The sequence below is a fragment of the Lentzea sp. NPDC055074 genome, from assembly GCF_053608005.1.
Genome location: NZ_JBSGUQ010000016.1, coordinates 131,598 through 152,086, shown reverse-complemented (window position 1 = coordinate 152,086; position 20,489 = coordinate 131,598). Strand labels below are relative to the sequence as shown.

Here is a 20,489-nt window from a genome sequence, read left to right as displayed (position 1 = left end):
GCCGAGATGACAGAACCCCTGGCCGCCGGGCGACCGTCCGGCGAGGTCCTCGCGTGGAGCCGGAGCCTCGTGCTCCCGGCTCTGCGCAAGGCCGTCGACCAGCTGCCGCCGTCGATGCGCACGATCGCGGAGTACCACCACGGGTGGCGCGACGAGTACGGCAACCCGGTGCTGGAGAACGGCGGCAAGGCGATCCGTCCCGCGCTGGTGCTGCTGGCGGCCGAGGCCGTCGGCGGTACCGCCTCCGACGCCGTACCGGCGGCGGTCGCGGTGGAGCTGATCCACAACTTCTCGTTGCTGCACGACGACGTGATGGACCGCGACACGACCCGGCGGCACCGGCCGACGGCGTGGACCGTGTTCGGCGTCAACGCGGCGATCCTGGCCGGGGACGCGTTGCAGGCGCTGGCCGTCGACGTCCTCGCGGGGTCGGGCCATCCGCGGGCGCTGGAGGCGATCCGGACGCTGGGTGACGCCACCGTGGCGTTGCTCGAGGGACAGGCGTACGACCTGGACTTCGAGACGCGGTCCGACGTCGAGGTGGTCGAGGTCGAGCGGATGGCGCGCGGCAAGACCGGCGCGTTGCTGGGCGCCTCGACGGCGCTGGGCGCGTTGTACGGCGGCGGCTCCGACGAGCAGGTCGAGGCGATGCGCGGTTACGGCACCGAACTCGGGCTGGCGTTCCAGCACGTGGACGACCTGCTCGGCATCTGGGGCGACCCGGCGGTGACGGGCAAGGTCGCGCAGACGGACCTGGTGAGCCGCAAGAAGTCCCTGCCGGTCGTGCGTGCCCTGACCGCGGGCGTCCCGGCCTCCGCGGAGCTGGCGTCGTTGTACTTCGGCGAGCAGGAGATGAACGCGGAAACGCTTGCGCGGGCGGCACACCTGGTCGATCTGGCCGGCGGTCGCGCGTGGAGCCAGACGCAGGCCGACGAACTGCACACGCAGGCGCTGGTCCATCTCGGCGAAGCCTCCCCGACCGCGCGTGCGGCGGTGGAGCTCGGCACGCTCGCCCAGCTCGTCACCCACCGAGACCACTGAGTCTGGAAGGCCGTAGATGACGGAACATCCGCCGCGTTCGGTGCTGCTCGCCTCACCCCGGTCGTTCTGCGCCGGGGTGGAGCGCGCCATCGAGATCGTGGAACGACTGCTCGACCAACGCGGCGGCCCCGTCTACGTGCGCAAGCAGATCGTGCACAACGTCCACGTCGTGCGCTCGCTGGAGGCTCGTGGAGCCGTGTTCGTGGAAGAGCTGTCCGAGGTGCCTTTCGGTGCTACGGCGGTCTTCTCCGCGCACGGCGTCTCTCCGGCGGTGCGCGCCGAGGCTCGTCTACGCGATCTCGACGTGCTGGACGCGACGTGCCCGCTGGTGACGAAGGTGCACTCCGAGGCGCGGCGCTTCGCCGAGCGCGGCGACACCATCGTGCTGATCGGCCACGCCGGGCACGAGGAGGTCGAGGGCACGCTCGGCGAGGCCCCCGACCAGATGGTGCTGGTGGAGACCGTGGAGGACGTGCAGGCGCTGGAGATCACCGGCCCGGTGTCCTACCTGACGCAGACGACGCTGGCCGTGGACGAGACGGCCGAGGTGGTCGCGGCACTGGAGCGGAAGTTCCCGCACGTGCGCGGGCCCGGTTCGGACGACATCTGCTACGCCACGACGAACAGGCAGGTCGCCGTCCGCGAGGTCGCCGCCCAGTCGGACCTCGTTCTGGTGCTGGGCTCGAAGAACTCGTCCAACTCGGTGCGGATGGTGGAGCTCGCGGCCCGCGGCGGCACACCGGCCTACCTGATCGACGACGCCTCCGAGATCGACCCGGAGTGGCTGTCCGGGGTGTCGTCCGTGGGGCTGTCGGCGGGTGCCTCCGCGCCTCCCGAACTGGTGGACGAGGTCGTGGCCGCCTTGGAGGCGCTGGGTTCCGTGACGGTGTCCACGCACACGACCGCGACGGAGACGATCGCCTTCACGCTGCCCCTGGCGGTGCGTCGTGCTGGCTGACATCACCTCGCCCGCGGACGTGCGGGCGCTCTCGTCGTCCGAGCTGTGCGCGCTGGCCGCGGAGATCCGGTCGTTCCTGATCTCCAAGGTGCACCGGACCGGCGGTCACCTCGGCCCGAACCTCGGCGCCGTCGAGCTGACGATCGGCGTGCACCGGGTCTTCAACTCCCCCGTCGACGTGGTGCTGTTCGACACCGGGCACCAGTCGTACGTGCACAAGATGCTGACGGGCCGGTGCTCGGACTTCGACTCGTTGCGGCAGGCCGGCGGCCTGTCCGGGTACCCGTCGGCGGCCGAGTCCGCGCACGACGTCATCGAGAACTCGCACGCCTCCACCGCACTGTCCTATGCGGACGGTCTGGCGAAGGCGTTCGAGCTGGGCGCGGCCGACCGGCGGATCGTCGCCATCGTCGGGGACGGCGCGCTGACCGGCGGGATGTGCTGGGAGGCGCTGAACAACATCGGCGGCTCGGCGCGCCCGGTCGTGGTGCTGCTGAACGACAACGGCCGCTCGTACGACCCGACCGCGGGTGGTTTCGCGGCGTCGTTGCGCAACGGCTCGGCCCGCGGACTGTTCGAGGCTCTGGGGCTCGCGTACATCGGCGAGGTCGACGGACACGACGTGCACGCCGTCGAGAACGCGCTGTGGGAGGCCAAAGCGCTCGGCCGTCCGGTCGTCGTGCACTGCAAGACCGTGAAGGGCAAGGGGTACGAGCCCGCGGAGACCGACGAGGCGGACCGCATGCACGCGGTCGGCGCGTCCGGTGCCACCGGGGGCCGCACCTGGACCGACGCGTTCTCCGACGAGATCGTGGCGATCGGCGCGGACCGGCCGGACGTCGTCTGCCTGACCGCGGCGATGCTCGAACCCGTGGGGCTGCGGCCCTTCGCCGAGCGCTTCCCGTCGCGCGTGTTCGACGTGGGGATCGCCGAGCAGCACGCCGTGACGTCCGCCGCCGGCATGGCGATGGGCGGCCTGCACCCGGTCGTCGCGGTCTACGCGACGTTCCTGTCGCGGGCCTTCGACCAGTTGCTGATGGACGTGGCCCTGCACCGGTTGCCGGTGACGTTCGTGCTGGACCGCGCGGGCGTGACGGGCCCGGACGGCGCCTCGCACCACGGCGTGTGGGACGCCTCGGTGCTGCCGGTGGTGCCGGGCCTTCGCCTTGCCGCACCACGCGATCCGAGCTCGCTGGCCACCCTGCTGCGCGAGGCGGTCGAGGTCTCGGACGGCCCCACCGTCGTGCGCTACCCGAAGGCCGCGCTCGGCCCGGACGTGCCCGCGATGCGCCACGTGAGCCACTTCGACGTGCTGCGGGAGGTCCCGGACGCCGAGGTGCTCCTGATCTCCGTGGGCCCGCTGGCCGGCCCCTGCCTGGCCGCGGCGGAGGAGCTGGCCTCGCACGACATCCGGGTCGACGTCGTGGACCCGCGCTGGATCGCGCCCCTCGACCCGCACCTCGTCAAGTTCAGCGGCCAGTACCGCCTCGTCCTGGCCGTGGAGGACACGACGTCCACCGGAGCCCTGGGCGCACGGCTCGGTCAAGCCCTGGCCGGTTCGCCGACCTGCGTGGCGACGTTCGCGCTACCGCCCCGGTTCCTGCCCCACGACTCACGTGCCCGAATCCTGCGCGCACACGGCCTGGACGCCGCCGGCATCACGACGAGCGTGCTGAAGCGCCTCGGCGTGAAGTGACGTACCAGCCGATGGCGAACGACAACGCGATCGCCCCGGCACCGACCAGCGGTGCCTTCACCTCGGCGGGAACGTCCAGCGGCCGGAGCCCCGCGGCGAGCGACAGCAAGATCGGCCCCTGCACGACGAACGCGACGTAGGCGGACCGCGCCAGCCCCTCGGCGAAGGGCCCCTGGCGCGTCAACCGCCGCTGCGCCAGCCCGATGAGCCACAGGCTCCCCGCCACCACCAGAATCCCCTCGACCAGCGCGAGAACCGCCGCCTGCCACGTCCAGCCCCCGAGGAACGGTTCCGCGCTCTTCGCCAGGTCCAGCACGCCCATGAGAGCCGCGGCGACGGGCAGCACCGCGATAGTCCCGACGACGACGGTGCGCGTCATGCGGTAGATCTCGTCCGGCACCCGTTCCGCGAGCTTGCGCCCGCCGATCGCCCCGACCAGCAGCATCCCGAGACACTGCGGCCACCACCACAGGTGCAGGTCCCCGACCTGTCCGCTGCGTGCCGGGAACACCAGCCGCGTCAGGAAGGTCGTCCCCGCGACGATCACCGTCATCCCCACGACGGTCCGCGGCGTGATGGCCCGCTCCCTGATGGGCGGCGCCAAAGCGATGCCGATGCTGAAGATCAGCAACACGCCCACGAACCACAGCGACCCGCTGTCCAGGAACGGCCGCCGGTCCGTGAACGCCTGCCACCACGAGACATCGCGCCCCGCCCCGTTGTAGGCCAGCCACACGAACGTCGGCCAGACGACGAGCGCACTGACCACCCACGGCAGCCCGAGCCGGAAGAGCCGCTCGGTGACGAACCGCCGCCGCCCTTTGCGCTCGATCGAGCCGGGCGTGAAGATCCCGGCCATGAAGTAGAAGGTGCCCATGAAGAACAGGCCGGACGGCCCGACCAGCGCCGCCAGCACCGTCTCGACGCCGGGGTGGAACGTGACCTCGTTGACCTCGTCGTAGGGCCAGCCACCGATCGCGGCGTAGCCGAGCAGCGCGTGGCCGCCGATGACCCACGCCACCAGGATCACCTTCAGGTTGTCCACAGCGGACAATCTCATGGTTTTCATGGTCCGCTTCCGGGCGTGCCGACGCCAGCGGCCAAGAGGGGCGGACGGTTCCGGGTCAGGCCGTGCGGCCGCTAGGGGCGAACGACGCTGGCCTGAGGGTGGACGGCTGCGGCTGCGGCTGCGGCTGCGGCTGCGGCTGCGGCTGCGGCTGCGGAGAGCGAACGGCGTCGGCGGAGGTCACCGGCCCACGAGAGGCCGACGGTTCCGGAACCGGTACGCAGCCACCAGAGGCCCGCAGGCCCGTTCGCCTGCAACCCACTCGCCCGCGGACCACTCGCCACAGACTGTTCGCCCGCAGACCCGTTCGCCCGCAGACCCGTTCGCCCTCAGACCCGTTCGCGAACCGACCATTCACCCGCAGCCGATGCCCAGGCCTGGGACCCCGGACCTGCGGAGTGCGCGTCATCGGCTCTTGCGACCCCACGCCCATCACCGCCCTGGCGCCGACCGGCTACGGGCTACGGCCGGTCGCCCGTGTACACACCCATCGTCCGGAAGCGCAGCCCCGGCTCCTTGTACTCCTCCATCGCGTGCGCGACCCACCCCACGATCCGCGCGATCGAGAAGATCGCCTCCCCGGCGGTCGGCGGCATCGAGAACATCAGCCCGAACTGCGCCAGCGCCAGGTCCATGTTCGGGAACGTCTTCGGCTGGGTGGCGATCACCTCGTCCACCACCAGGTCGCCGTGGGCGCGCAGCAGGGCCAGGAAGTGGTCGGCGCGCGGGTCGCGGGAGCGGTAGACGCGGTGGCCGAAACCCGGGATCGGCTGGCCCGCCCGCAGGTGTTCGGCGACGGTGCCCATCGGGTCGGTGGCGGCCTGGGCGAGGAAGCGGTGCGCGATCGTCGCGGCGGCGCCGTGGCGCTGGCCCTCCATCGCGCCGAGCCCCGCGGACACTACGGCGTACGGGTGGGCGTGGGCCGAGGCGGCGACCCTGGCGGCCATCGTCGAGATGGCCAGGTCGTGGTCCGCCAGCAGGATCAGGGCGGCGTTGAGCAGGTCCGGCTGCGGGGGGTCCGGGGACAGGCGGGCCCAGAGGCGGTCGGCGATGTCGGTGCCCGCGGGCCTGCCCAGCATCGGCAGGGACTCGACGATGTCGGCGATGATCGCCTTGGCCGTGGTGATGGACCGGTCGAGGTCGAAGCGCAACGGGTCGCCGGCGCTCGCGAGGGCCACTGCCACGCGGACCCGGTCGGTCAGGGTGGCGCTCTCCGGCAGGGCCATCCAGATCTCCTGGCCCTCCGGGAACTGGATGCCCTCCGAGTCGATGCCCGTCCACAGCCAATGCGCGACGTCCTCGAACCGCTTGGTGCTCGAGAGCGCGGGGACGGAACGGCCGCGGTAGTGGAGGTGGTCGTTCTCCAGCAACGAGATGCGGGTGCGGATGCGATCCGTCACAGCGGCCACTGCTCCGCGCGCACCAGTGCGCTGCGCCAGGGCTTCGACCTCGGCGACGCCGAACATGCTCAGGCGGTTCACCTTGGTGCTGGTCAGGAGACCGCGGCTGACGTACGAATACACCGTCGCCGGTTTCACGCCGAGACGCCGGGCGGCTTGATTCGTCGTCAACATTGATTCCATCAACGTTGACTGTACAAGACATGTTGACGGACTCTTCCATCCATGTTGATTGATGCACCCAAAGGGCTTAAAGACGTCGTCGTCACCACGACCCTGATCGGGGACGTGAACGGTGCCGCGGGCTACTACCACTACCGCGAGCACGACGCGATCGAACTGGCCACGACGCGGTCGTTCGAGGACGTGTGGTTCCTCTTCGTGGAGGGCCGGCTGCCGGATCAGGACGAGTCCGCGCGGTTCGCCGCGCAGACCGCGGCGTTGCGAACGCTGCCGCCGAGCATCAGCGAGGTGCTGCCCGCGATCGCGCGGTCGGGGTGCACGGCGCTGGCGGGGCTGCGGACCGCGCTCTCGATGCTGCCGTCGCAGCCGATGTGGGACGCGCCGATGAGCGCGCGGAAGGCGGACGCGCTGGCGGTCAGCGCGATGACGCCGACGATCCTCGCCGCACTGCACCGGCTCAAGCTCGGACTTGATCCCGTCAACCCCAGGGTTGATTTGTCCACGTCGGCGAACTGGTTGTACATGGTGACCGGACTGGAGCCGTCAACGTGGACGAGCCGTGCGGTCGAGCAGTACTTGATCGCCACGATCGACCACGGCTTCAACGCGTCGACGTTCACCGCGCGCGTGGTCGCGTCGTCGGGTGCGGACGTCGCGTCGGCGGTGACGGCGGCGATCGGGACGTTCTCCGGCCCGTTGCACGGTGGCGCGCCGGACCGTGCGCTGGAGGCACTGGACCTCATCGGGACGCCGGAGAACATCGACGCCTGGGTGCGCGAACGCATCGAGCGGGGCGACCGGATCATGGGCTTCGGGCACGCCGTCTACAAGACCGAGGACCCGCGGGCGCGTCTGCTCAAGGGCATCGCGCAGGAGCGGCCGACGCGCCTGACCGAGTTCGCCGTCACCGTCGAGCGCCGGGTCACGGAGCTGCTGGCCGAGCTCAAGCCCGGCCGGCAGCTGTACGCGAACGTGGAGTTCTACGCCGGCGTGGTGATGGAGCAGTGCGGCATCCCGCGCGAGATGTTCACGCCGACCTTCGCGTGCAGCCGGGTGGTCGGATGGTGTGCCAACGCGCTCGAGCAGTCCGAGGACACGAAGATCATCCGACCGGTCGCCCGCTACACGGGCCCCGAGCCGCGGATCGGGTCCACGCCGATCAGGTGAGGTACCGCAGGTCGTCGCGCACTCGGACGCGGTCGCGGTCGTGGACGTCGGAAGAGCCTGCCAGACCGGTGGTGCGGTCTCGGTGCCGGTCGAGCCAGACGGAGAGGGCGGCTACTGCGAGGACGATCGCTGCAAGAGTCATGTCAGTAAGTTTGCGGTCAGCAATATCCAGCCAACAGTGGCAGATCTGACGCTGCGCGCTAATATCCTGCCATGCTGCGATCGGTGGCGGTTCCCCTCATCGACGGCGTCGCGCCGTTCGAGTTCGGCCTGCTCTGCGAGGTGTTCGGCGTCGACCGGACCGAGGAGGGCGTGCCGCTGGTCGACTTCCGGGTGTGCGGGGAGATCCCCGGCCAGCCGGTGCCGACGAGCATCGGCGGCGTGAGCATCACGCCGGAACACGGGTTCGACGCGCTGCAGAGCGTCGACCTGGTCGCCCTGCCCGCCGCGCGCGTCCGCGACGAGTATCCGGAGAAGCTGGTCAAGGCGCTGCGCGAGACCGACGCGACGCTGCTCAGCGTGTGCAGCGGGGCGTTCATCCTCGGTGCCGCGGGCCTGCTCGACGACCGGCACTGCACGACGCACTGGCGCGAGGCCCGCACGTTCAAGGAGCGCTTCCCCCAGGCCCGGCTCGACGCCGACGTGCTGTTCGTGGACGACGGCAACATCATCACCAGCGCCGGCACGGCGGCGGGCATCGACGCGTGCCTGCACCTCGTCCGGCGCGAGCTCGGCACCAAGATCGCCAACACGATCGCGCGCCGGATGGTCGTGGCCCCGCAGCGCGACGGCGGTCAGCGGCAGTTCGTGGAGCTCCCGATCCCGGAGTGCAGCTCGGACAGCCTGGAGCCGGTGCTGGAGCGCGTGCTCGCCACGATCGCGGACAACCACACGGTCTCGACGATGGCGAAGCTCGCCGTCATGTCCGAGCGGACCTTCGCGCGCCGGTTCGCCTCGGAGACCGGCACCACCCCGAACAAGTGGCTGTCACTCCAACGGGTGCTTCACGCACGAAGACTGCTCGAGGAGACCGACCTGGACGTCGACGCGGTCGCGGCCAGGTCAGGCTTCGGTACAGCCGCTCTCCTGCGGCACCACTTCCATCGTGTCGTCGGCATCGCACCGAGCGACTACCGCCGCACATTCTCCTGTCGTTAGGCGCTCGAAGATCTTCTCGGAGATCTCCCGCAACGCCACGACCTCGGCGTCGGTGAGCAGGTCGAACACCAGCTTGTGCACCGTCTCGGCGTGCGCCGGGGCGGCCGCCTCGATCGCCGCCCTGCCCTGGTCGGTCAGCACGACGAACGACCCGCGCCCGTCACTGCGGCAGTTCTCCCTCCGCACCAGGCCACGCTTCTCCATCCTTGCGACGTGATGTGAGATGCGGCTCTTCTCCCAGTTCAACGACCGTGCAAGCTCCAACACGCGCACGCGCTCCTCACGCGTGTCGGTGAGCTGCACCAGCACGGCGAAGTCAGCCATCGAGATGTCCGAGTCGACCGACATCTGCCTGCTCAGATGCGCATTGAGCTCCCCCTGCATGCGGACGTAGGCACGCCACGCCTGCTGCTGCTCAGGTTCCAACCATCGTGTCACCGGTTCAGCATACGGGAATAGTTGACACATCATCCACGTTCCGGCAGGGTGGATGACACTTCAACCAAATCGAGCAACCGAAGGACTTGACACCATGACCACCGCCACCAACCTCTCCGAACTGACCGGCGACTACGTCATCGACGGCTCGCACTCCCGCATCGGCTTCGTCGCTCGCCACGCCATGGTCACCAAGGTTCGTGGTGCGTTCAACGAGTTCGACGGCAAGATCTCCATCGACGGTGACAAGCCGGAGAACACCACGGCCTCCGTGGCGCTGAAGGTCGCGAGCATCGACACCCGCAACGCGCAGCGCGACGGCCACCTGGCCACCAACGACTTCCTCGACGCCGAGAACCACCCGGAGATCACGTTCGTCTCGACCTCCGCGAAGCAGGTCGACGACGACAACTTCGAGATCTCGGGTGACCTCACCATCAAGGGTGTCACCAAGAACATCACCATCGCGTTCGCCTTCGAGGGCGTGGCCGTCGACCCGTACGGCCAGACCCGCGTCGGCTTCGAGGGCTCGCACACGATCAACCGCAAGGACTACGGCGTCACCTGGAACGCCCCGCTCGAGACCGGCGGCGTCCTGGTCGGCGAGAAGATCGTGCTCGAGTTCGAGATCTCCGCGGTCAAGCAGGCCTGACAACGGCCTCCGGGCACGGGGCGTGGTAGGTCAGGGCCTGCGGGGTAGACCCGAGCAGCGTCCTGGCGAGGACACCACGCCCCCGCGACCCGACGACGAGCAGTCCGGCCCGATGCCCCGGTTCGAGCGGCAACGGGATCGGCCGCTCCCCCACCGCGACGTCCGGGTGCTTGCGAAGCCACCCGGACATTCGCGTGTCCAGGGCCTGTTCACCTCCCCCGGACCCCGAAGCCGACAGCCGGGTCCGGCTCGGGCGAGAGGTCGGCACGTCGGCGAACTCCCCCGCTCACGATCGCGAAATAGGCCCGATCGTCGTAGCGAGCCGCGTGCCGTTGGTCCCCTCGGGTCATGGTCTTTGGGTTACCGTGACCCTCATGGCGACGCGTGTTTTCCTCGTCGACGACCACGAGATCGTCCGCCGCGGCATCGCGGACCTGCTCGGCGAGGAGTCCGACCTCGACGTGGTCGGTGACGCCGCGTCGGTCACGGAGGCCCTGGCCAAGGTGCCGGGCTCCCAGGCCGACGTGGCGGTGCTCGACATCCGGCTCCCCGACGGCAACGGCATCGAACTGTGCCGCGAGCTGCGCAGCCGCATCCCGGGCCTGCAGTGCCTGATGCTGACGAGCTTCGCGGACGACGAGGCCCTGTTCGACGCGATCATGGCCGGTGCCTCCGGCTTCGTGCTGAAGCAGATCCTCGGCGCGGACCTGGTGAACGCCGTCCGCACCGTCGCGGCAGGACAGTCCCTCCTGGACGCCCGCACCACTTCCGCGCTGCTCAACAGGATCCGCCGCGAACGCGAGGAGGGCGACCCGCTGCGCATGCTGAGCGAGCAGGAGCGCACCGTCCTCGACCTGATCGGCGAGGGGCTCACCAACCGCCAGATCGCCGAGCGCATGTTCCTCGCCGAGAAGACCGTGAAGAACTACGTCTCGCACCTGCTCGCGAAGCTCGGCATGCAACGCCGCACGCAGGCCGCCGTGTTCGCGTCGCAGTTCCGCAAGGACGGCGACAAGCCCGCGCACTAGTGCGATCGGGTGATCCGCCTGCCTAGGCGAGCGGAACCCGCCACACCAGGCAGGCCCCGCCACCCTCGGGCACCTGCACCTCCAGCGACCCACCGAACTGCGAAGCCCGGTGTGCGAGGTTGCGCAGCCCGCTGCGCGCCGCCTCCGCCGGAATCCCGACCCCGTTGTCCTGCACGGTGATCACGACGTCCTCACCGGCGTCGATCAGCACCGTCAGCTCGGTGGCGGAGGCGTGGCGCACGCAGTTCGTGACGGCCTCGCGCACGACGGCCTCGACGTGTTCGGCGAGCTCGGGCGGCACGGAGTTGTCCACGGTGCCGGACATGCGGATGGACGGCTTGAGGTGCGTGGACTCGGTGAGGCCCGCGACCAGGTCCAGCAAGCGGCGGCGCAGTGAGGTGTTGTCCGTCGAGTGCAGGTCGAAGATGGACGTGCGGATCTCGCGGACGGTCTCGTCGAGTTGTTCGACGGCGGTCTGCAGGCGGGCGGCGATCTCGGGTTCGGTGATGCGGCGCATGGTGGCCTGCAGCGTGAGGCCGGTGACGAACAGGCGCTGGATGACGTGGTCGTGCAGGTCGCGGGCGATGCGGTCGCGGTCCTCCAGGACGTCGAGGAGCCGCTGGGAGCGTTGCTGTTCGGCGAACTCCAGGGCCACGGCGGCCTGGTCGGCGAACGACGCGAGCATCGGGACCTGGTCGGGCAGGAAGCGGGTCTCGCCGCCCCGGCGCAGGACCACCAGCGCGCCCGTCACTCCCATCTCCGAGCGCAGCGGCACGGCCAGGGCGGGGCCGAAGGCCGAGCCCAGATCGTTCACCAGCAGCGGGACGCCGGAGCGGATCACCTCGTCGACGGCGTAGTCGGAGGCGTCGAAGTCGTCGATCTTCACGCCCGCGCTGGCGGCGACGGAGAGCGGGGTGTGCCGGCCGTCGCCGAGGACGACCAGGGCCGAGTCGGCGCCGGCCAGTTCGACGGTGCGCTGGGTGATGAGGCGCAGCGCGTACTCACCGGAGGCGCCGCCGAGCAGTTCGGAGTTGACCTCGCCGATCGCCTCCAGCCACTTCTCGCGCATGCGTGAGCGTTCGAACAGGCGGGCGTTCTCGATCGCGATGCCCGCGGCGGCGGCGAGGGCCTGCAGGACGGCCTCGTCGTCGGCCGTGAACTCGGCGGCGTCTATCTTCTCGGTCATGTAGAGGTTGCCGAACACCTCGTCGCGCACGCGGACGGGAACGCCCAGGAAGCTGTGCATCGGCGGGTGGTTGGGCGGGAAGCCGACCGACATCTCGTGCCGGGCGAGGTCGCGCAGGCGCAACGGCGTCGGGTCCTTGATCAGCAGGCCGAGCAGGCCCTTGCCCTCGGGCAGGTGGCCCATCGACGAGCGCGTCACCTCGTCCACGCCGACGTGCAGGAACTCCGAGAGGTCGTCACGGGTGCCGAGCACGCCCAGGGCGCCGTAGCGGGCTCCGACCAGGTCCACGGCCGCCTGGACGATGCGCAGCAGCGTCGGCTCGAGCTCCAGGCCGGACGCGACGGCGAGCACGGCGCCCAGGAGCTCCTGCATGTGGTCGCGGGTGGTCACGATCTCGTCCATGCGGTCTCGGACCTCGTCGAGCAGCTCGTCGAGGTCACGGCGACCAGGCACGTCAGGCACGCCGCCTAGATTCGCACACTTTTCGACCCCGCACGGCCCTAGCAATTGAGGACCTTCGACCGTGGCCGACCCGAGCGGACGGCCGGACAGTGGTGACCATGACCATCGCCGTTCCCGGCTCGCTCGGACTCGCGAGTGAGGACGTGCGCGGCGTTCTCGCCCTCGCCAGGGCCGCCACTCCCGACGTCCGGTTCGAGGTGCGCCCCGAACAGATCGAGCTGCACACGACCGGGCCGCACAGCCGGGAGACACGGCTCGCGTGCGGGGTCGCGCTGCTCAACGTCCGGCTGGCACTCCAGGGCCACGGCATCCGTCCACTCGTGACGCTGCTGCCCGGTCCGAGCGCGCACGACGCGGCCGCCGCCATCAGGCTCGGCGGCTACCAGGAGCCGAACCCGGACGTGCTGGCGTTGCTGCACACCCTGCGCACGAACCGTCGCACGTGGACGACGTTCCCCGAGCCCGCCTCCTGGCGCGGCCTGCTGTCGCGGGCGGCCGAAGTGGAGCGTGCCTGGCTGCACGTGCGGAGCAGCGCCGAGCTGGTGCTGTGCACGTTCAACCAGGGTGCCGCGGCCGAGATCCGCGCGGGACAGGCGATGCAGCGCGTCGTGCTGACCGCGGGCACGGCCGGGTTCGTCGTCTCGGCCGAGCACGGCCCGGTCAGCCTGTCCGCGTTGCGCGCGGACCTGCGTCCCAGCCTCGGCAACACCCTGGTGCCCCAGATCGTCCTGCGACTGGGCGCGAGCCAGAACTAGCGGGCCATCACCGCCTTCCACAGCAGCCTCGCCAGCTCCGGGTGGCAGATGTCGTTGTGAGCGCCCGCGATGCCGTCTATGCGGCGGATCACGGACGTGCAGTCGACGTTGTGCACCTGCCCGCGCGAGAGCTCGCCGGGTGCTCCGATCTTGTGGCCGTGCGCGTACGTGCCCTGCACGCCGTGCGAGCCGATGCCGCCGTACTTCGGGTACTCGTCCAGGTCGACCTGACGGCCCGATCGCGCGGCCAGCGGGTAGAACCGGCCGATGGCGTAGTCGTTCGACGACGTGGTCACGATGATCGGGCCGGGCACGCGGCCCAGCACGCCGCGGAAGTGGCCCGAGCCGGGTTCGCCGGGGAGCCGTTCCGCGAACGACCACAGCGACATCGCGCCCTGCACCAGGGTCAGCGTCGCGGCGGGCACCACGTTCGCCATCGCCGTGGCGGTGATGCAGCCGAAGCTGTGGCCCATCAGGTGGATGCGGGCCCGGGGAGCGGCCTGCGCCACCTCACGGGCGATGCGCGCCGCGCCGCTCTCGCCGAAGACCTTGGCGCGCCGCTTCATCTTCCAGAACGTCAGGATCCGCAACGGCGACAGGATCCCGCCCAGTGCCGGGTCCTCCAGGCACGCGCGGTAGAGCTGCTCGGCGTCGAACGCCAGGCCGTCCTCGCCGGGCAGGTCGGGAACCGAGCTCTCCAGGTAGTCGTAGGCCTGTTTGACCGCCGGGGACATGCGGCACGGGTGCTGCCGCGCGGCCTGGACGATCGTGCGCACGGCGGCCGTGCGCCCGGCGCCCCCGCCGAGACGGTTCGCCTGCGCCTTGATGAACTCGTCCGACCGCACGTCCTCGTCGCCCCACGCCTTCGACGGCCAGTGCAGGCCGACGAGCAGGGACTTGAAACCGCCCGGAAGCCGATGTGCCGCTTCACGTTCGGCCTGGCAGTCGGCCATCGTCGCGACCCACCGCCCGTACTGCTCACGAGCGGCCGGCACGTCGCCGTTCCACCCGTGGATGAAGAAGAAGACGTCGGTGACGCCTTGGCGGGCGTCGTACAGCACGTCCGCGCTGTCGCGCCCCCGCTCGTTGCCCGTCTCGTCGAAGCAGACGAGGTGATAGCTGATGTCGTGCCCTGGCACGGATTCTCGGGACATCGTGGATCACCACCACACACAAAACGCGCCCAACTGTTGTCCGGTTAATCGGAACCCAGGCGGCTCATGTTTACCCCCGCTGATCAGGAAAACCCGTTCGGACCAGGGGATTCACTCCGATTGCGCCGGTAGTGGCGGGCCGCGCGGACCCGGTTGCCGCACGACGGCGAGCACCATTCGCGGCGCGGGTGGTCCTTCACGAAGTACAGCACGCAGCCCGGCGCATAACAGGCGCGCAACAGAACCCTGCCCTCCCCGGTGAACAGCTCCACGGCCTCGGCGGCGATCGCGGCACGTTCGCGATCCGCGAGCGACCCGTCACTTTCGTTGTGCCGCAACAGCTCGCCGTCCCGCACCGCCAGCTGCGGCCACCGCTGGGCACTGCGCGCCGCACGGTTGACCTCACCCACGGCCCTGTCCAGGTCACGATCCCGCGCGACCGGACGCGTGTCCTCGGTCAGCACGCCCGCGAGGTCCCGCAACGCCTGCCGCAACGCGCGGAACGCCGTCAGGTCGGCCTGGCCGGCCGGGACGCCGAGGAAGTCGCGAAGCCCACCCACAGTCGTCAGGTCGTCGTGCACCTGCGACCGATTGGCCCAGACGGTGTTCATCAGCAGGACCGGGCGGGGTTCGTCGGGCGTCAGCACGCCTAACGGTAACACGGGCTTGCATCCGTTAGGTCAACGTTCTAACGTTTGCAGCGTCGCCCAACCGTTGGAAGGACCGCCGTGAAACTCGTGCCCCCGTTCACCACCGAGACCGCACGCCTGAAGGTGCGGGCGGCCCAGGACGCCTGGAACACCCGGGACCCGGTGCGCGTCGCCGGCGCCTACACACCGGACTCGGTGTGGCGCAACAGGTCCGACTTCGTCCGCGGCACGGACGAGATCGTCGCGTTCCTGACGAAGAAGTGGGAGCGCGAACACGGGTACGTGCTGCGCAAGTCGCTGTGGGCGTTCGGCGACACCCGCATCGCCGTGCGCTTCCAGTACGAGTGGCACGACGACGAGGGCCAGTGGTGGCGCAGCTACGGCAACGAGAACTGGGAGTTCGCCGAGTCCGGCCTGATGTCGCGGCGCGAGGCGAGCATCAACGACGTGAAGATCGCCGAAGCCGACCGCCGCATCGACCCCGACTCCACCTACGAGATCCCGCAGGAGTGACGAACGTGCACGTCAAAGCGTTGTGGCGGTTCCCGGTGAAGTCGCTCGGCGGCGAACCGCTCGACCAGGCCACCTTCACCCCGGACGGCGTCGAGGGCGACCGGCTCGTGCACGTGCAGGGGCCGCGCGGCGTGCTGACCGGCCGCACCCGCTACGGCCTGCTCACCATCCCCGCCACCACCGGACCGGACGGACCTCTCGTGGACGGGCACCCCTGGGACAGCTGGCAGGCGCACGAGAAGGTGCTGCCGTTCGGCGGCAGGCTCACCCGCTACTCCGGGCCGGAGCGCTTCGACGTGCTCAACGTCCTCGTGGCCACGGACGGCCAGGTCGAGGCCGCGGGCGTCGACGTGCGGCGGCTGCGGCCCAACATCCTGATCGGCGGGGTCGAGGCCGGCGAGGAGGACTCCTGGCCGGGGCACGCGCTGGTCGTCGGTGACGTGGTGATCGGGATGTACCAGAAGCGCGCCCGGTGCGTGGTCACGACGATCGACCCGGACACCGGCGCGCAGGACCTCGACGTGCACCGGCGGATCCGGCACGAGTTCGGTGGCGTGCTGTGCCTCGACAGCTGGGTCGTCCGGCCGGGCGTGGTCAGCGTCGGCGACCCGGTCGAGCTGGTGCCGACCGACGAGCTCCCCGACCACGTCGGCGGGTGGATCGTCGGCCGGCCCTACGCCGTCTAGATGTTGCGGCGGTACTGCCCGCCCACCTCGAAGAACGCCTCGGTGATCTGGCCGAGCGTGCAGACGCGGGCCGCGTCCATCAGCACGGCGAACACGTTCTCGTCCGTCTGCGCGACCTCACGCAACCGCGCGAGCGCCTTCTGGGCCTCGTCGCGGTGCGCGGCCTGGTAGGCGCGGGTGCGGTCGACCTGCGACTCCTTCTCCTCCTCGGTGGCGCGCGCGAGCTCGATCTTCACGACCTCGCGCGTGCCGTCCTCGGGCAGGAAGGTGTTGACGCCGATCAACGGCAGCGAACCGTCGTGCTTGCGCTGTTCGTAGAGCATCGACTCGTCCTGGATGCGGCCGCGCTGGTAGCCGGTCTCCATCGCGCCGAGCACGCCGCCGCGTTCGGAGATGCGGTCGAACTCCATCAGCACGGCCTCTTCGACGAGGTCGGTCAGCTCGTCGATGACGAACGAGCCCTGCAGCGGGTTCTCGTTGGCGGAGAGGCCCCACTCCTTGTTGATGATCATCTGGATGGCCATCGCGCGGCGGACGGACGACTCCGTGGGAGTGGTGATCGCCTCGTCGTAAGCGTTGGTGTGCAAGGAGTTGCAGTTGTCGTACAACGCGCAGAGGGCCTGCAGCGTCGTGCGGATGTCGTTGAAGTCCATCTCCTGCGCGTGCAGCGAACGGCCTGACGTCTGCACGTGGTACTTGAACTTCTGCGAACGCTCCGCGGCGCCGTAGCGGTCGCGCATGGCCACGGCCCAGATGCGACGCGCCACGCGGCCGATGACGCTGTACTCGGCGTCCATGCCGTTGGAGAAGAAGAAGCTCAGGTTCGGCGCGAAGTCGTCGATGTTCATGCCGCGCGCGAGGTACGACTCGACGTAGGTGAAGCCGTTGGCGAGCGTGAAGGCGAGCTGGCTGATGGGGTTCGCCCCGGCCTCGGCGATGTGGTAGCCCGAGATCGACACCGAGTAGAAGTTGCGGACCTGCTGCTGGATGAACCACTCCTGGATGTCCGCCATCATGCGCAGCGAGAACTCCGTGGAGAAGATGCAGGTGTTCTGGCCCTGGTCCTCCTTGAGGATGTCGGCCTGAACGGTGCCGCGGACGTTGGCCAGCGCGAACGCCCTGATCTTCGCGTACTCCTCGGCGGAGGGGTCGCGGCCCTCCTTCTCCGTGAAGACCGCGACCTGCTGGTCGATCACGGTGTTGAGGAAGTAGGCGAGGATCGTCGGCGCCGGACCGTTGATCGTCATCGACACGGACGTCGTCGGCGCCACCAGGTCGAAGCCGTCGTACAGGGCCTTCATGTCGTCCAGCGACGCGATCGAGACACCGGACGTGCCGATCTTGCCGTAGACGTCCGGCGGGGTGTCGGGGTCGCGGCCGTAGAGCGTCACGGAGTCGAACGCCGTCGACAGGCGCGTGGCCGGGTTGCCCTTCGACAGGTACTTGAAGCGGCGGTTCGTGCGGAACGCGTCACCCTCGCCCGCGAACATGCGCGCCGGGTCCTCGCCCTCCCGCTTGAACGGGAACACGCCCGCGGTGAAGGGGAAGAAGCCCGGCAGGTTCTCCTTGCGCAGGAACCGCAGCAGCGAGCCCTCGTCGTCGTAGCGCGGCAGGCTGACCCGGCGGACCTTGTTGCCGGACAACGTCTCCCGCGTCAGCGACGTGTGGATCTCCTTGTCCCGCACCTTGAACACGAGCTCGTCGCCCGAGTACTGCTCGACGGTGGCGGGCCACGCCTGGAGCAGCTCGGAGGTGTCGCGGTCGAGCTTGCGCTCGGCGTCGGACACCAGTTCCGCGATGTCGGCGACGCCCTTGCCCGCGGCCTCCAGGGCCTTCCGCGCACCGGAGAGCTGGGTGTGCCTGCGGATCGCCTCGACCTGCTCGTCCGTCCTGCGGTGGTAGCCGCGCACGGTGTCGGAGATGTCGCTGAGGTAGCGGGCGCGGGCGGCCGGCACGACCGTGGACGCGGACGTCGACGTCTTGCCCGCCACGGTGGCCAGCGTGCCGTCCTCGACCGCGAGACCGTGCTCGACGAGGCCGTCGCGCAGGAACTGGTAGAGCGCCGTCACGCCGTCGTCGTTGAACGTCGCGGCGGACGTGCCGTAGACCGGCATGTCCTCCCACTTGACGCCGAACGCCTCGCGGTTGCGCACCATCTGCCGTGCGACGTCACGGCGCGCGTCCTCGGCACCACGACGCTCGAACTTGTTGATGGCGACGGCGTCGGCGAAGTCGAGCATGTCGATCTTCTCGAGCTGGGACGCGGCACCGAACTCCGGTGTCATCACGTACAGCGAGAAGTCGACGAACGGCACGATGGCCGCGTCACCCTGACCGATACCGGGCGTCTCGACGATGACCAGGTCGGCACCGGACGCCTTGCACGCCACGATGGACTGTTCCAGGCCGTCCGGGATCTCACTGCCCGCACGGCGCGTGGCCAGCGAACGGAAGAACACGCGGTCGCCGTCGAGGCAGTTCATCCGGATGCGGTCGCCGAGGAGCGCGCCACCACCACGGCGGCGCGTCGGGTCGACGGCGAGCACGGCGATGCGCAGCTTGTCCTGCTGGTCGAGCCGGAACCGGCGCACCAGCTCGTCGGTGAGCGACGACTTGCCCGAGCCACCGGTGCCCGTGATGCCCAGCACCGGCACCTTGCGGGTGGTCTCCAGGGGCTCGGCCGTGCCGGCCTCGATGTGCGTGATCGCGCGCGCCAGGGCCTCGTCCGCCCCCGTCAGCAGCGCGTCGTGGCTGAACGGCTCCGTCAGCGCGTGGTCGCACTCCTCGATCATCAGGTTGATCATGCGAGCCAGGCCGAGGGTCTGCCCGTCCTGCGGCGAGAAGATCCGCGCGACCCCGCGCGAGTGCAGCAGCTCGATCTCCTCGGGGACGATGACGCCGCCACCGCCGCCGTAGACCCGGATGTGCCCGGCCCCGCGTTCGTTGAGCAGCTCGACCAGGTACGAGAAGTACTCGACGTGCCCGCCCTGGTACGCGCTGATGGCGATGCCCTGCGCGTCCTCCTGGATCGCCGCGTCGACGACCTCCGACACCGACCGGTTGTGGCCGAGGTGGACGACCTCCGCACCCTGCGACTGCAGGATCCGCCGCATGATGTTGATCGCCGCGTCGTGGCCGTCGAACAGGCTGGACGCGGTCACAAAGCGCACCGGGTTCGCCGGCTTGTGCAGAGTGGTCGCCATGAGAATAGTTTGACTTCCTACTATTGGACGTGCAACCGAGCGTGGTCCAGGTCTCTGTATCGAGCAGGAAGCGACATGATCCCGCCGCCCGCCACAGATCCGCTCGCGGAGCACTGCGCGCCGGTAGCGTCCCCGGCATGGCCGAGGTCGACGACTACTTCGCGGAACTGGACGCTCCGGCGCGGGCCGCGTTCGAACGGATCCGCGCGCTGGCCGAGAGGTGCGCGCCAGACGCCGAGCAGGGCACGAGCTACGGCATGGCCGCGCTGCGCCTCAAGGGCAAGCCGCTGCTCGGGTTCAAGGCGGCGAAAGATCACCTGGCCGTGTTCCCGTTCAGCCCCGCCGCCGTGGACGTGGTGCGGGAGCGGCTGGCCGGGTTCTCGCTGTCCAAGGGCACCGTGCGGTTCACGGTGGACCATCCGCTGCCGGACGACGTGGTCCGGGACCTGGTCCGGCAGCGGATGGGCGAGATCGGCTGAAGGGCAGCGGGCCGACCCCTCACGCGGCCCGCTGCCGTTCAGCCGAAGCTCGGATCACACGCAGGCCATGAACCCCTTGGCCTGTGCCGCGGCGCTCCACGGGCTGCTGCCGTACTTCACGTGGAGCCACGCACTCGCGTACCACCCGCACGGGTTCTCCCAACTCCCCGGGGAGAAGATCGTCTTCTGCTGCCCCGCGGCCAACGTGACGGTCTCGTCGACCTCCATGAACGAGACGTCGCCGTTGGCGTCAGTGGACCCGAAGATGCGGTACCTCACCGCGCGCGGGCTGTCCGCGGTGTTGATCAGCCCGATGTACGACTTCCGGAAACAGCTGTCGCTGTCGCAGTTGTAGCGAAAACACGCCTGATAGCGGATCACGCCGTAGGACTTGGTCGCGGAACACACCGGCGACGCCGCTACCGAGAGACCCTCGGACGGCTGGACCGTGAACACGGCGGCGGGCTCTGGCGCCACCTCGGCCATGGCCGTCGACGGACTCAGCAGGCCGAGCAGTGCGGCCAGTCCCAGCGCCGTCAGCAACGCGAACGTTCTCTTCAACATGGAGTCTCCCCCTCTGGTCGGACAGGTGTGCCCGACCAGGTCTACGGAGT

At 69.9% G+C, this 20,489-nt stretch carries 21 protein-coding genes; 11 read left to right on the top strand and 10 right to left on the bottom strand.

Features of this window, described 5'->3' with window-relative positions; all coding sequences use genetic code 11:
- The first annotated feature begins 6 nt into the window (after positions 1-6).
- From ACWF7A_RS31160 to ACWF7A_RS31150, 3 genes are read left to right on the top strand one after another with little or no spacing between them, the layout of a single operon-like run.
- Positions 7-1,041, top strand: coding sequence for a family 2 encapsulin nanocompartment cargo protein polyprenyl transferase (locus ACWF7A_RS31160; RefSeq protein ID WP_452254068.1), 1,035 nt, complete (start codon positions 7-9; stop codon positions 1,039-1,041).
- Positions 1,042-1,057: 16 nt separating this feature from the next.
- Positions 1,058-1,999 (top strand): 4-hydroxy-3-methylbut-2-enyl diphosphate reductase, encoded by a 942-nt coding sequence (gene ispH, locus ACWF7A_RS31155; protein WP_452254067.1) that lies wholly within the window; start codon positions 1,058-1,060, stop codon positions 1,997-1,999.
- The gene (locus tag ACWF7A_RS31150; protein ID WP_452254066.1) at positions 1,989-3,695 is read left to right on the top strand and encodes a 1-deoxy-D-xylulose-5-phosphate synthase; all 1,707 of its coding nucleotides are present in this window, start codon (positions 1,989-1,991) and stop codon (positions 3,693-3,695) included. The genes ispH and ACWF7A_RS31150 overlap by 11 nt, the downstream gene beginning before the upstream one ends.
- Here ACWF7A_RS31150 and ACWF7A_RS31145 read toward each other — a convergent pair.
- Together ACWF7A_RS31145 and ACWF7A_RS31140 are read right to left on the bottom strand one after the other, a co-directional pair.
- Positions 3,658-4,755, bottom strand: a complete 1,098-nt coding sequence (locus tag ACWF7A_RS31145) for an acyltransferase family protein (RefSeq protein WP_452254065.1) — start codon at positions 4,753-4,755, stop codon at positions 3,658-3,660. The two genes, ACWF7A_RS31150 and ACWF7A_RS31145, sit on opposite strands and share 38 nt — an antisense overlap.
- A gap of 467 nt (positions 4,756-5,222) precedes the next feature.
- Positions 5,223-6,344 carry a citrate synthase gene (locus tag ACWF7A_RS31140; RefSeq protein WP_452254064.1) on the bottom strand — a complete coding sequence of 374 codons (1,122 nt, stop codon included), beginning with the start codon at positions 6,342-6,344 and terminating at the stop codon, positions 5,223-5,225.
- Between the two features lie 42 nt (positions 6,345-6,386).
- Between ACWF7A_RS31140 and ACWF7A_RS31135 the strand changes: the two genes are divergently transcribed.
- A complete protein-coding gene (locus ACWF7A_RS31135) occupies positions 6,387-7,511 on the top strand; it encodes a citrate/2-methylcitrate synthase (protein WP_452254063.1) in 1,125 nt (374 codons plus the stop codon).
- On the opposite strand, the gene ACWF7A_RS31130 is transcribed toward ACWF7A_RS31135, so the two are convergent.
- Positions 7,504-7,653, bottom strand: coding sequence for a hypothetical protein (locus tag ACWF7A_RS31130; RefSeq protein ID WP_452254062.1), 150 nt, complete (start codon positions 7,651-7,653; stop codon positions 7,504-7,506). The genes ACWF7A_RS31135 and ACWF7A_RS31130 overlap by 8 nt on opposite strands.
- A 71-nt stretch (positions 7,654-7,724) precedes the next feature.
- Here ACWF7A_RS31130 and ACWF7A_RS31125 point away from each other — a divergent pair, with 71 nt between their 5' ends.
- Positions 7,725-8,669: a helix-turn-helix domain-containing protein gene (locus ACWF7A_RS31125; RefSeq protein ID WP_452254061.1), complete on the top strand. Its 945-nt coding sequence runs from the start codon at positions 7,725-7,727 to the stop codon at positions 8,667-8,669.
- Here ACWF7A_RS31125 and ACWF7A_RS31120 read toward each other — a convergent pair.
- The gene (locus ACWF7A_RS31120; protein WP_452254060.1) at positions 8,574-9,107 is read right to left on the bottom strand and encodes a MarR family winged helix-turn-helix transcriptional regulator; all 534 of its coding nucleotides are present in this window, start codon (positions 9,105-9,107) and stop codon (positions 8,574-8,576) included. The genes ACWF7A_RS31125 and ACWF7A_RS31120 overlap by 96 nt on opposite strands.
- 94 nt (positions 9,108-9,201) lie before the next feature.
- Here ACWF7A_RS31120 and ACWF7A_RS31115 point away from each other — a divergent pair, with 94 nt between their 5' ends.
- Positions 9,202-9,759 carry a YceI family protein gene (locus ACWF7A_RS31115; RefSeq protein WP_452254059.1) on the top strand — a complete coding sequence of 186 codons (558 nt, stop codon included), beginning with the start codon at positions 9,202-9,204 and terminating at the stop codon, positions 9,757-9,759.
- Here ACWF7A_RS31115 and ACWF7A_RS31110 read toward each other — a convergent pair.
- The gene (locus ACWF7A_RS31110) at positions 9,746-9,949 is read right to left on the bottom strand and encodes a universal stress protein (protein ID WP_452254058.1); all 204 of its coding nucleotides are present in this window, start codon (positions 9,947-9,949) and stop codon (positions 9,746-9,748) included. The two genes, ACWF7A_RS31115 and ACWF7A_RS31110, sit on opposite strands and share 14 nt — an antisense overlap.
- A 184-nt stretch (positions 9,950-10,133) precedes the next feature.
- Here ACWF7A_RS31110 and ACWF7A_RS31105 point away from each other — a divergent pair, with 184 nt between their 5' ends.
- Positions 10,134-10,787 carry a response regulator gene (locus ACWF7A_RS31105; protein ID WP_452254057.1) on the top strand — a complete coding sequence of 218 codons (654 nt, stop codon included), beginning with the start codon at positions 10,134-10,136 and terminating at the stop codon, positions 10,785-10,787.
- A gap of 22 nt (positions 10,788-10,809) precedes the next feature.
- On the opposite strand, the gene ACWF7A_RS31100 is transcribed toward ACWF7A_RS31105, so the two are convergent.
- The gene (locus ACWF7A_RS31100; protein ID WP_452254144.1) at positions 10,810-12,375 is read right to left on the bottom strand and encodes a sensor histidine kinase; all 1,566 of its coding nucleotides are present in this window, start codon (positions 12,373-12,375) and stop codon (positions 10,810-10,812) included.
- 158 nt (positions 12,376-12,533) lie between these two features.
- Between ACWF7A_RS31100 and ACWF7A_RS31095 the strand changes: the two genes are divergently transcribed.
- Positions 12,534-13,190, top strand: coding sequence for a hypothetical protein (locus tag ACWF7A_RS31095; protein ID WP_452254056.1), 657 nt, complete (start codon positions 12,534-12,536; stop codon positions 13,188-13,190).
- Here ACWF7A_RS31095 and ACWF7A_RS31090 read toward each other — a convergent pair.
- Together ACWF7A_RS31090 and ACWF7A_RS31085 are read right to left on the bottom strand one after the other, a co-directional pair.
- Positions 13,187-14,344: a hypothetical protein gene (locus ACWF7A_RS31090; protein ID WP_452254055.1), complete on the bottom strand. Its 1,158-nt coding sequence runs from the start codon at positions 14,342-14,344 to the stop codon at positions 13,187-13,189. The genes ACWF7A_RS31095 and ACWF7A_RS31090 overlap by 4 nt on opposite strands.
- An 83-nt stretch (positions 14,345-14,427) precedes the next feature.
- Positions 14,428-14,991: a CGNR zinc finger domain-containing protein gene (locus ACWF7A_RS31085; protein ID WP_452254054.1), complete on the bottom strand. Its 564-nt coding sequence runs from the start codon at positions 14,989-14,991 to the stop codon at positions 14,428-14,430.
- Positions 14,992-15,072: 81 nt separating this feature from the next.
- Between ACWF7A_RS31085 and ACWF7A_RS31080 the strand changes: the two genes are divergently transcribed.
- Entirely contained in the window at positions 15,073-15,507 is a 435-nt protein-coding gene (locus ACWF7A_RS31080; protein ID WP_452254053.1) for a nuclear transport factor 2 family protein, read from the top strand.
- Positions 15,508-15,512: 5 nt separating this feature from the next.
- Positions 15,513-16,193 (top strand): MOSC domain-containing protein, encoded by a 681-nt coding sequence (locus tag ACWF7A_RS31075; protein ID WP_452254052.1) that lies wholly within the window; start codon positions 15,513-15,515, stop codon positions 16,191-16,193.
- Here ACWF7A_RS31075 and icmF read toward each other — a convergent pair.
- Complete coding sequence (gene icmF, locus ACWF7A_RS31070) at positions 16,190-19,396, bottom strand: fused isobutyryl-CoA mutase/GTPase IcmF (protein WP_452254051.1); 3,207 nt, start codon at positions 19,394-19,396, stop codon at positions 16,190-16,192. The genes ACWF7A_RS31075 and icmF overlap by 4 nt on opposite strands.
- Before the next feature lie 137 nt (positions 19,397-19,533).
- Between icmF and ACWF7A_RS31065 the strand changes: the two genes are divergently transcribed.
- Positions 19,534-19,875, top strand: a complete 342-nt coding sequence (locus ACWF7A_RS31065) for an iron chaperone (RefSeq protein ID WP_452254050.1) — start codon at positions 19,534-19,536, stop codon at positions 19,873-19,875.
- A gap of 54 nt (positions 19,876-19,929) precedes the next feature.
- Here ACWF7A_RS31065 and ACWF7A_RS31060 read toward each other — a convergent pair whose 3' ends face one another.
- On the bottom strand, positions 19,930-20,439 hold the full coding sequence (locus ACWF7A_RS31060) for a hypothetical protein (RefSeq protein ID WP_452254049.1): 510 nt from the start codon (positions 20,437-20,439) through the stop codon (positions 19,930-19,932).
- Positions 20,440-20,489 lie beyond the last annotated feature (50 nt).

Coding starts and splice junctions, on each gene's coding strand:
- ACWF7A_RS31060 (WP_452254049.1), bottom strand. CDS start 20,439: ATGTTGAAGAGAACGTTCGCGTTGCTGACGGCGCTGGGACTGGCCGCA.
- ispH (WP_452254067.1), top strand. CDS start 1,058: ATGACGGAACATCCGCCGCGTTCGGTGCTGCTCGCCTCACCCCGGTCG.
- ACWF7A_RS31140 (WP_452254064.1), bottom strand. CDS start 6,344: ATGGAATCAATGTTGACGACGAATCAAGCCGCCCGGCGTCTCGGCGTG.
- ACWF7A_RS31125 (WP_452254061.1), top strand. CDS start 7,725: ATGCTGCGATCGGTGGCGGTTCCCCTCATCGACGGCGTCGCGCCGTTC.
- ACWF7A_RS31110 (WP_452254058.1), bottom strand. CDS start 9,949: ATGTCCGGGTGGCTTCGCAAGCACCCGGACGTCGCGGTGGGGGAGCGG.
- ACWF7A_RS31095 (WP_452254056.1), top strand. CDS start 12,534: ATGACCATCGCCGTTCCCGGCTCGCTCGGACTCGCGAGTGAGGACGTG.
- ACWF7A_RS31115 (WP_452254059.1), top strand. CDS start 9,202: ATGACCACCGCCACCAACCTCTCCGAACTGACCGGCGACTACGTCATC.
- ACWF7A_RS31145 (WP_452254065.1), bottom strand. CDS start 4,755: ATGAGATTGTCCGCTGTGGACAACCTGAAGGTGATCCTGGTGGCGTGG.
- ACWF7A_RS31100 (WP_452254144.1), bottom strand. CDS start 12,375: ATGGACGAGATCGTGACCACCCGCGACCACATGCAGGAGCTCCTGGGC.
- ACWF7A_RS31065 (WP_452254050.1), top strand. CDS start 19,534: ATGGCCGAGGTCGACGACTACTTCGCGGAACTGGACGCTCCGGCGCGG.
- ACWF7A_RS31130 (WP_452254062.1), bottom strand. CDS start 7,653: ATGACTCTTGCAGCGATCGTCCTCGCAGTAGCCGCCCTCTCCGTCTGG.
- ACWF7A_RS31135 (WP_452254063.1), top strand. CDS start 6,387: ATGTTGATTGATGCACCCAAAGGGCTTAAAGACGTCGTCGTCACCACG.
- ACWF7A_RS31105 (WP_452254057.1), top strand. CDS start 10,134: ATGGCGACGCGTGTTTTCCTCGTCGACGACCACGAGATCGTCCGCCGC.
- ACWF7A_RS31090 (WP_452254055.1), bottom strand. CDS start 14,344: ATGTCCCGAGAATCCGTGCCAGGGCACGACATCAGCTATCACCTCGTC.
- icmF (WP_452254051.1), bottom strand. CDS start 19,396: ATGGCGACCACTCTGCACAAGCCGGCGAACCCGGTGCGCTTTGTGACC.
- ACWF7A_RS31160 (WP_452254068.1), top strand. CDS start 7: ATGACAGAACCCCTGGCCGCCGGGCGACCGTCCGGCGAGGTCCTCGCG.